At 49.5% G+C, this 10,738-nt stretch carries 6 protein-coding genes and 1 tRNA gene; 2 read left to right on the top strand and 5 right to left on the bottom strand.

Translation table 11 applies throughout. The features are described 5' to 3' along the window. Positions 1 to 226: 226 nt before the first annotated feature. Positions 227 to 2,683, bottom strand: a complete 2,457-nt coding sequence (locus tag SB13_RS16410; RefSeq protein WP_026741379.1) for a DUF3772 domain-containing protein — start codon at positions 2,681 to 2,683, stop codon at positions 227 to 229. Positions 2,684 to 3,037: 354 nt separating this feature from the next. On the opposite strand from SB13_RS16410, the gene SB13_RS16405 reads away from it, so the two are divergent. After that, positions 3,038 to 3,114: transfer RNA gene (locus SB13_RS16405), tRNA-Arg, on the top strand. A 285-nt stretch (positions 3,115 to 3,399) separates the two neighbouring features. Here SB13_RS16405 and SB13_RS16400 read toward each other — a convergent pair. From SB13_RS16400 to SB13_RS16390, 3 genes are read right to left on the bottom strand one after another with little or no spacing between them, the layout of a single operon-like run. After that, positions 3,400 to 5,004, bottom strand: coding sequence for a DUF6311 domain-containing protein (locus SB13_RS16400; RefSeq protein WP_026741378.1), 1,605 nt, complete (start codon positions 5,002 to 5,004; stop codon positions 3,400 to 3,402). A 53-nt stretch (positions 5,005 to 5,057) separates the two neighbouring features. Continuing rightward, on the bottom strand, positions 5,058 to 5,969 hold the full coding sequence (locus tag SB13_RS16395; RefSeq protein ID WP_026741377.1) for a glycosyltransferase family 2 protein: 912 nt from the start codon (positions 5,967 to 5,969) through the stop codon (positions 5,058 to 5,060). Beyond that, positions 5,966 to 6,325 (bottom strand): GtrA family protein, encoded by a 360-nt coding sequence (locus tag SB13_RS16390; protein WP_026741376.1) that lies wholly within the window; start codon positions 6,323 to 6,325, stop codon positions 5,966 to 5,968. Before SB13_RS16390 ends, SB13_RS16395 begins: the two co-directional genes overlap by 4 nt. Before the next feature lie 885 nt (positions 6,326 to 7,210). Here SB13_RS16390 and SB13_RS16385 point away from each other — a divergent pair. Continuing rightward, complete coding sequence (locus SB13_RS16385; protein WP_026741375.1) at positions 7,211 to 9,427, top strand: TonB-dependent receptor; 2,217 nt, start codon at positions 7,211 to 7,213, stop codon at positions 9,425 to 9,427. Between the two features lie 269 nt (positions 9,428 to 9,696). Here SB13_RS16385 and SB13_RS16380 read toward each other — a convergent pair whose 3' ends face one another. Then, positions 9,697 to 10,668, bottom strand: a complete 972-nt coding sequence (locus SB13_RS16380) for an FAD:protein FMN transferase (protein ID WP_026741374.1) — start codon at positions 10,666 to 10,668, stop codon at positions 9,697 to 9,699. Positions 10,669 to 10,738 lie beyond the last annotated feature (70 nt).

Raw genomic sequence — 10,738 nt, 5'->3', positions numbered from 1 at the left:
CCCGACATCAGCACATCAGCACATCAGCACATCAGCACATCAGCACATCAGCACATCAGCACATCAGCACATCAGCACATCAGCACATCAGCACATCAGCACATCAGCACATTGCCTCTTCTTATAGGAAGTCGGCAAGTTTTTCGCTTCAATACTCATCCAACGATCGATGACTTTTGTGCCAAATTCAATCGTTTTCCCACATCGGAACTAGCCTTCACCCCCTTCAGGTGCGCGGCGTGTCGTCGCCCAAAATCGAAGGTGAGACGGTGGTTGTGTTTTGCGCATTCTCCAGCACCATGCGCTGAGGCACCGCCAGAGGAATGCCCGCTGCGCGCAGACGTTTGATTATCTCGAACAGCAGGTCGCTTTTAACACTCGCCACCAGGCGAGGACTGCTGACATATCCAGTCACGCTGAGCACCATGCCGTCTGCGCTTAATTGACTAAAAGTCACCGAAGGCGCGGGACTCGTTAAAATGCCTTCATGCTCCGTATAGGAGTCCAGCAGAATGGTTCTGGCCTCTTGGGGATCGGTATCCAATGGGAAAGACAGCGCGAGTGTCGCCACCCCGAGGGCATTGCCCATCGTAATATTGCGTACGTTCTGCGAGATAAACTGCGAGTTAGGAACAATAACCGTCGACAGGTCACCGAGCTGGATTTCCGTCGCTCGCACGTTGATGCGCCGAATATCTCCTTCAACGCCGCTGATGTTAATCAGATCGCCAACTTTCACCGGACGCTCCGTCAGCAAGATGACTCCCGAGATAAAGTTTTTCACTATTTCCTGAAGCCCGAAGCCGATACCCACCGACAGCGCGCTGACGATCCACGCTAGCTTGTTCCACTGAATGCCAAGCGTGGCCAGCGTTAGCAAAATAATGATGATATAGCCAACGTTGCTGAACATCGTAACCATCGACGCCCGAATCCCGCGGTCCAGCGTGGTTTTCGGAAGAAAATCATTTTCCAGCCAGCGCCGTGAAGAACGCATCGCGTACAGGGCGATCGCCAGGAAAATCAGCGCATCCACCAACCGGGCCGGAACAATACGTAAGTTTTCCAGCCCTTTTCCACCCCAGATATCCAGCGCTTTTTTCATCAGCTCTAGTGGCGTGGTGGTGCCAAACGTCCCATTCAGCAGCGCGACGGCGGCCATTAAGATCAGGAACACCTTGCCAGCGGCGGAGAGCAACGCCGTGGCCTGAGCTAAGTGACGGTCATCGAGATTCAACGAGCTCTTGATACGCTGACCGCTAAGATTGTTCGGTGAAAACAAACTCTCACACGTATCAGACACCAGCGTGGAAAAGAGATAGAGGCAGGAAAACACGATGGCTATCCAAACCAGCTCGTAAATCAGAAAACGCGCCAGAGAGATATAGCCGATAACCAGAGAAACCAGTACGGCAAAGGTCGTCAGCAAAACCGCCAGATGAATGATCCCGGAAAGCGTGGAACGCGCTTCCGGTTGCTCGCCGGTTGCCACCATCTGACGACGTATCTGATTACTTCTCAAGGCGACCATGCCCGTCGTTAATGCCAAGCATAGCGTCGCCAGCCCATTAACAACAATGGTGACGGCAACCGTGGTGCCCATTGTGATGGTCACCTGTTCAATAATCCCGAATATCAAAATAATTAACGCGGCGATCACCGGAAACGGCGTCATGGCCTTAGCCACCGGATTGGAAATGGNGGGAAGGCGCCACGAAGGCCGTTGATTAGACAGGAAGGCTCTCCCCAACCCGGCAATCATGGAGCAGAACACTGTGAGGCGTACCAGCGTATCCATAAAAGAGGCGACGCGTTCAGAGGCGATATCATGACGAGTAAACGTGATGTCGATCAGATTGGCGGCAACCCCCACCGTTAGTACGGTAGACATGACGGTCGCGGTCGCGAGGAAGCTGCGGCGCAGCCGTCCTTCCGGCAGCTTGTTCATCCCCAGCCAGGCCAAATATTTCTCGAGATATTTGCCCCCAAGCGCCACCAGTGCAAACGCAATCAGCAGCAGTATCGCAGACCCCCAGCGCAAGTCCGCACTCCATGCGCCGGTAAATGCACTCGCGACCTGTTGAGAAAACGAGGATAACCGGCTTACGTCCTCCGGCTGTGGGTTAACAACCGGCGACCAGAAGCGCGTACCAAAAAGACTGCCCGAGTCGAGCGCCAGCTGTGTCTTCAGTGCGTTTCGCCGCAAGTTGACGATCTGTATTGAAAGGTTGGTCGCGCTGGCATGCAGCGCCTGTATCTGTTCTAACTGTGAATCCAGATTGGCTTTTTTCTGATTGAGGCTATTGCGTTTACGCGTCACCTCATTGGTTTCATTGAGCGCGGAACTCGACTCGGGCTCCGGTCCCAGCACATTAAGCTGCGACTGCATTTGTGAACGAAGCGGCGTCACGATCGCCGAAAGTTCGTCCGCCTTGCTGATGAGCTGCTGGGTTTGATCGTTCAGGTCGCCGAACTTGCTGTCGTTGTTGACTCCCGACACCTGCTGCTTGATACCGTCCAACTGTTTCTGGAGCTGTACCAATTCAGCATCGACATTGACGTTAGACTCCCCGCTCGCTTGTGCAGATTGGGATGCCGTCTCCGCCGCCACGCCATATCCCATCGGCAAGACCAAAATCGCCCACAAAAAAACACGCATCATTACGGAAAATAAAGTTGGCATATAGCGAAAGGTTCCCAGGTTCATCAGAGACGGCGGATATCCATACACCCACACCAGACAGGCTAAAGTGTAATCCAATAGTACAAAAGTATGGCAAAGTTCCAATCAGAGGAGACCGTAATTGCGCATCGTCTCGCAGTCGCAATGGGCAGCGATGAAACTAAAAAGGCTTTTCTCGGTAAGGATCGAACAAGCGACGCTAACAATCAGTAAAAAGCGAGAACGGCGCCCTGCTGTACAGGGAATCGCCGTCTGGCCGAAATCGGCCGCCAAGTCGTTGACTCACCGGGGGGGGTGGGTATAATCCAGCCCACTTGTTATTGGTTGCGGTACATTGCAATCTCTCTTCCCAAGGCGCCCTTAGCTCAGTTGGATAGAGCAACGGCCTTCTAAGCCGTAGGTCACAGGTTCGAATCCTGTAGGGCGTACCATTCAAATCGACACACCTCGACTGAATTCGCTTTTTATCCATTATACTCTTTGAAAGTACTGAATTTTTTTCGTCACGAGTTCTACCGAGGTCAACTCAGTTGACCCTGACCAGAAACCCTGCTAAATCCAGAAAAAAAGTTTCGTGGTAGGAGCAAGAAAACTGTTATGTCTTATTATGAAATGTTGTTATTGGGGATAAAGGTCAGTTATATGTTTTTAAAATGCAGTACATCTGGATTTTTAAGTAAAACAAATAAAAATGGGCGACTTCTCGCCCAATATTTTTATTTGTTTTTAAACATCATTTTTCCTGCAAAACCATCTTGACACGTAAAGCCATTGTTACAGAAAGCCTCTAGCCCTTTTGCCGAATGACCAATAAAATAAATCACATCATCGTCTAACTTATTTGATGCTATTTGCTGTTCAATCATACTTGTTTGTTCAGCATCTTTAACAACGTCATATCTCGCCATATACCCTGCATTTACAGGAAGCTTATGCAATGCTGCGAGATATATAACTTTGCTTTTATCTTCAAAGTCTTTTGGGGAATACATTGCTACACTTTTAAACTTTGAGTAATCAACAGTATAATCATCAACATTGTTATGAGACCATGATTCTGATGTTACTGCTACATTCGCTCGGACTAACTCCCCAAACTTATATGTATCGAAAAGCTGTGCCAGCGCGATAAGAATAATGATATAGCTACATGTTTTTTTTGAAAAATAAAAGACAGAAAATATTGCTGCTATCATCACAAAGTATGAAATTACCCACATAAACCTGCCACTAGCTCTAAAAGTATTAGCGGGGCCAACAAGGAAATGAGGGAGATTAATCCTGAAGATTTCGTACCCCTGCAAAGAGATAACATTAGAGACAGCGAAAAAATAAATTAAAGTAAGAAATATTATAGGAACAAAGACGGCGCCAGACGATAAAACCATTTCTTTTTTAGAAATTTTATTCGACACCATCATTACGAGTGATCCTAAACACATGATGATGCCAAATCCAACATAGGCCAGCCCTTCACCATTCACCAACTGATTATTATTTACTCTAGAAAATTTTGAAAAGGCCGGAGTAAATGGATTAAAAAGAGAAAAAAGATCTGCCCTGAACTCACCAAAACCACCAGCGGCCAAGCCATGACTGATGACAAAATAGCCTTCTACATACATAGTTAATAACGTTGCAGCAACAGCAATACAAACATTCTTAATTTGAATTTTATATTCTTTGCTGATTAATGTATCCACTATAATTTTGCAGAAAAAGACCGCAAAAATCATCATTAAAAGATAAGCATGAACAAGACTCGTCACACAAAGTAACAATGTCCATTTATATTTTGAGAATGGTTTTAGGTAGAGAATAAAAGCTATTAAAATAAGAAACTGAGCACAAAGCGCATAGTGTCCCTGCATTCTCATAACAAATGTAGGAGCAAAAGAAAGAATAAAGCCACCAACCAGTGAAAAAATTTTATTCGCTGTCAAACAATCAAATAGTTTAAAACCAAAAAATGATTGAAGTAAATAACAAGCAAACAACCACATTCCCGTATATTGAAAATCAGCGGGGAGCATGAAGCTAATATATTTGAATGGAATAGCAAGCAGAGGTATCGAGTCTGTATAAACAATTGAATTACTTACAGCCATGCCATAATTATAGTTTAAGCCTAGTGGCCATTGGATCAATGGCGTACTTCTGAAAGTATTCCATCCAAGATAATGCTGTGAAGGGTCTCCCGCCATCAACCATGCTATGTTACTTGGATTAAGTATCTGAGGGTCTGAAAAAATCTTAAATGCCAACACGCCAAACATTAACGATACTAAACAGCATGCAGCATCTTTCCAACTTTTATTCATGATGAATTCCGTTTATATTTTATATTACACCGGGAATAAAATAGTATTTGTCACTATTTTTTTACCACATAGCGTGGCCGATTCTTAACTTCTGAGTAAATCCTTCCGACATACTCACCGAGCACACCAATACCTATAAGCTGCACTCCGCCAAGGAAAAGAATGGATACGAGTATGGATGGATAACCAGCAACAGGATTACCCCAAAGAATTTTATCGATAATCATCCAGATACCGTATAAAAATGACAATGCTGCGACAAAGAAACCAACATAAGTCCACATTCTCAGAGGGAACGTGGAAAATGAAGTAATCCCTTCTAAAGCCAGATTCCAGAGTTTCCAGCCATTGAACTTTGTTTTCCCTGCCACACGCTCAGCTCTCGTGTATTCGACTACTTCTACACGGCCGCCTACCCAGCTGAGCACTCCTTTCATAAAAAGATTTCGCTCAGGCAACCGTTTGATATTTTCCACAACTTCTCTCGACATCAGACGATAATCACCCACATTTTCTTCAATTTTTGGATGACTGATACGATTGTGAAGCTTGTAAAACAAAGCTGCGGTATTACGTTTTAAACGCCCGTCGCAACTTCTGTCTGATCGCTTGGCTAATACGGCATCTGCTCCAGCCTGCCATTTTGCAACCATCGAAGGGATGATATCTATCGGGTCCTGAAGATCGACATCAATAGGAATTACGGCATCCCCTGTTGCGGCTTCAAGTCCAGCAAACAGTGCAGGTTCTTTGCCGAAGTTGCGGGTGAATGAAACACATGTCACAAGTGGATCTTGGCGAGCAAGATCGCGGATGACCGCTTCGGTGCTATCGGAACTACCGTCGTTAATGAAGACAATTTCAACCTGCCAGTCTTTGAAGGGAGTAAAACCCCTGACAGTTTCATAAAAAATGGGAGTAGCCTCTTCCTCGTTAAAAACGGGCACTACCAGAGATATTTTCATTTTCTAACCTTGAAAACGACATAACGTGAATAGATAAAACCGCATACCAGGCTCAGGGACGAGAATACAATGAGAGTGCAGATTGGATTAAGCCTAACCACATCCGCCAACCATCCGATCAACGCAGCCAGTGCCCCCATAAACCCCACATACATCGTATATCTGGCCGTCGTAGCTTCGGCAGTGAAGGTCCAACGGGCATTGGCGAAGAATGAGAAGGTCACAGCGACGCAAAAAGCGATGAAATTTGATAAGGATTGCTTTTGACCTGACATATAAAGAGCGCTAAAAACAGCCCAATGTAACAACGTGTTTAAAACGCCGATGGACATGTAACGCGCAAAAAGTTTGAGCATAGTAACCGGTAAGATTCTGTAAATTTGTGGGCAAATTTTGGCATCAGTAGGAGGGATGATCAAGGTAATGTTAAAACATGTGAAAAAGAGGATTTACAGAATAATTAGCTAGAATGAAATAGTTATCGTTTAGACAATCTGAAGCTTTTTCACCATACATTTCAGTTCAAGAAGATAAGTAATAGCAATAAACCATGGAGGAATGTAATAATAATGTTGTGTTTTTGTATCCATTATTCTCTTATTTTCATGTCATAAAACGCTTTTAGCGTATTCATACTCCCCCTTTTTTCAAAAGCATCGCTCTACCCCACGCGCTCCCCAGACCGCTTCCCTCTGGTTTCCACAAATCCCTTGATTGCGTAACGCGGATGCGTATAGTTCTTATTTTTAATTGCGGTTGTTTGCCCTCTGCCTTTCGCCAACCGCGCGGCAAGCAGAACGACGCTCGCCCAGGAACGCCTCTGTCGGTGCGCGTGTGATAGGGGGCGAGCTGGCGTTGGCCGCCGCGTGTTGATGGCAGGGNGAGCCGACGTTTTCGCGGTGATGGGCAGAAAATAACTCAAGAGAGTTGACCGCCACGGCTGCGTAAAAAAGCGTGTCCAGGCAGCGATGGGATAGGCGCGCACTCCAATGACCTTTACGCAGGCGGACTAAAGCTCTCGGAGAGACAGGTCCTCTCGTGCACATAAAAACCGTCGGAACAACGTTCTTGAACATAACAGGATATTAATAGCCGAACATTCAAGATATTACCGGGCATCACATCGCTGAAGCTTCTCAATCCTCAGGTCACGCGCAACCCGGCCTGCGACGTTGAACCAATAAAAAACGCCCCGGAAACGGGATTTGCCATTTCAACTTTTCTCTATAGTTAAGCGAACTATGTATAACGTCAAAAACACATCCACGCTTTTACGTAAAACCTTGCTGGCTCTGGCGGTAGGCTCTCTTGCTCAGACGGCTACCGCTGCATCGACACCGATCCAAGCTGACGCCGATGCCAAGACCGATTCAAAAGATACGATCGTGGTGCAGGCGAGCGAGGCGGGGAACTTCCGGCCCGGCGGCGATGCGCTGGTCCCCGCCTATCTGGAGGGCCAGGTCGCGAACGGCGGGCGTCTGGGCATGCTCGGTGAACAAAAGGCCATGGATGTGCCGTTTAACGTGGTCGGTTACACCGCTAAAATGGTGCAGGATAAACAGGCGAAAACCATTGCCGAGCTGTTACACAGCGATGCGGGCGTGCAGACGCTTCAGGGATATGGCAACGCCGCGGAAACCTACCGGATTCGCGGCTTCAAGCTGGATGGCGATGACATGACTATGGGCGGTCTGGCGGGCGTGGTGCCGCGTCAGGTTGTGGACACCCAGATGCTCGACCGCGTAGAGGTCTTCAAAGGCGCAAATTCTCTGGTCAACGGTGCGGCCACCAGCGCCGTCGGCGGCATGATCAACCTTGAACCCAAGCGCGCGGAAGACACGCCGACTACTCGCGTAGGCGTCGATTACACGTCGTCGTCACAGGTAGGCGGCAGTCTGGATCTGGGCCGTCGTTTCGGCGACGACAATCAGTTCGGCGTACGCATGAATGTGGTACACCGGGAAGGCGAAACAGCGGTAGATGACGATAAACGTCGTACCACCATGGCCTCTCTCAGGCTGGATTATCGCGGCGACCGCTTCCGAACGTCGTTGGATCTGGGCTACCAGAAAAAAACGTTCCACGGCAGCGAAATGGGCGTCAATATCAGTGGACTGGACGACGTTCCCGCCGTACCGAGCAATACCCGCAACTATTCCCAGAAATGGGCTTACAGTGATGTGTCCAACAAGTTCGGCATGATTCGCGCCGAATACGATCTGACCGACAGCTGGACGACTTATGCCGCGCTCGGCGGCCAGCATGCCAATGAGATGGGCACCTACTCTTCCCCGGCATTGACCAGTAGCAACGGCGATGCGACCGCCTCCCGCCTCGATACCAATAACATCGTCGATAATTTCAGCGGCATGGCCGGCTTGCGTGGCAAGTTTGATACCGGTTTTGTATCGCATCGGGTCAATGTCGGCTACTCGGCCCTGACCGAGCGTACTCGGACCGCCTGGGGCATGTCGTTCAATAACCCGACGACCAACATCTATCACAATAGCGATGTCCCCATGCCTGACAACGCCCTTTGGGGCGGCCATTATGCCGATCCGCTGACCACCAGTCGCTCCCGCATGCAGGGCGTACTGCTGAACGACACGCTTGGCGTGTTGAACGACCAACTGCTGTTCACCGTGGCCGGGCGTCATCAGAAAGTCGTGGTGCGTAACTACAGTAACGCGACCGGCGAGGAAGAGGCGGATTCACGCTTTACCGAAAGCCGCTGGATGCCGACCTATGGCGTGGTTTACAAACCGTGGGAACAGCTGTCGCTGTATGCCAACCATACTGAAAGCCTGCAGCCGGGCAGCATCGCGCCGAGCACGGCGGCTAACGCGGGTCAAAGCACCGGCATTATCCATTCGAAGCAAAATGAAGTGGGCGTCAAGGTTGATATGGGTCGCGTAGGCGGCTCGATGTCGCTGTTTGAAATCAAGAAACCGTCGGCCATTCTTGATAGCGTCAGCAATCGCTACAGCGTCGACGGCGAGCAGCGTAACCGCGGGCTGGAGCTGAGCGTCTTTGGGGAACCCGTATTGGGCGTGCGTCTGAACGCCAGCACGGTTTGGTTGGATCCTACGCTGACTAAAACCGCCGACGGCGCCAACGACGGTCATGATGCCATCGGCGTCCCGCGTTTCTACGGCGTGCTGGGCGCGGAGTACGACATCAAACCGGTGGATGGTTTGACCGCGACGGCGCAGCTGAACCACTCCGGTTCACAGTACGCCAACGCGGAGAACACCAAAAAGCTCGACAGCTACACCACGTTGGATCTGGGTCTGCGCTACCGTACTCGCGTGAATAATGATCAGAACGAGATGGTCTGGCGCGTGGCGTTAAACAATGTGACCAATGAGAAATATTGGTCTGGCGTGGAGGACTACGGCGTGTATGTCTTCGAAGGGGAACCCCGTACGCTCAAGGTGTCCATGAGCTACGACTTCTAACGCCCTTCCCTGCGCTAAGATCCCGATATCCAGTCATGGACGTCGGGATTTTTTTGTTTCTCCGCATCAGGGGGCCATTTCAGCCAAACGGGAGAGACGAATCAATAGAGCAACTCACTCACGCCAGCCAGCCCGCCCGGCCGCCCGGCCGCCCCCACAGCATGCACTTGAAACGTTCCAGCCTATATACAGGCAGGCGAATCACCTAGACGCTTTCAAAGCCAGCTCGAATATCCGCATGAGCGATCGCCGCGATGATATCGGCTTCGTCACGCAACGACCGAATAGCGCTCATCGAGTAGCTCGAACTCGTAATTGGGGTTCGGCGACAGAATGATCTGTTTCTCTTTCGTCACGAAGATGGCAGTAATACCAGGTAAGTCTTGGAGATACGCGATCCCGGCTTTCACCCCCATGCCATACATCAGGGTGGTGTAGATGTCTCCATCAATGGACTCGTCCGACACGATGGTGACACTGTCCAATTCGTTATTGAGCGGGTAGCCCGACTTCGGATCCAGAATATGATGATACCGCTCGCCATCGTGGGTGAAGTAACGCTCGTAAGTACCGGAAGTCACGACGGATTTATCGATCACTTTAATCACGCCGATCAACTCGCCCTGTTCGGCGAAAGGCTTTTTAAGGCCGATGCTCCATCGCCCCTGAGGATCATTTAGCGATCGCCCCATTGCCTGCACGTTGCCGCCCAGATTCAATAACGCGTCTTTAACACCGTTTTGCCGCAGGAAGCCTTTAATCACGTCGGCGATATAACCTTTGGCAATAGCGCCCAAATCAATCTCCATGCCCTCCTGCTTGAGGAAGACCGAGCACGCTTCATCATTCAGGATGACGTGGCGAGGCTCCGTCAGCGCAAGCCGCTGTTGAATGTCTGCCGCGTCTGGCACCGTATTACCGCTGAAACCGATTTTCCACAGCTTAACGACGGGACCGATGGTGAAATTGAAATGACTGTTGTCCAGCAGGCTCACCTGCCGGGCGCGCTTAATTAGCTGATACACGATGGGGCTCACCACTACCGGATGCTGACCCGCCGCATGATTGATATTCATGACTTCCGACGGGGAGCGATTCACCGTGAGCAAATCTTCGAGACGTTTGATGCGTTTGAAGGCCTGAACAACCAGATCCTCATTGAGAGAAAAAAGTGTTAAGGAAATTCGCGTGCCCATCAGTGTCGCGGCATAGGAAAAGGAGTTGTCTTCAGACGTCGTCATAAAAGCACCGTCGCGGTTAGAGGGGGGAAAAACATCGCTAATGATGGATGCCATTAAAACGCAGGCGGGG

Origin of the sequence: Lonsdalea quercina subsp. quercina (assembly GCF_000688695.1) — a bacterium.
Lineage (GTDB): Bacteria > Pseudomonadota > Gammaproteobacteria > Enterobacterales > Enterobacteriaceae > Lonsdalea > Lonsdalea quercina_D.
This window is presented reverse-complemented; position numbering and strand designations above follow the sequence as displayed.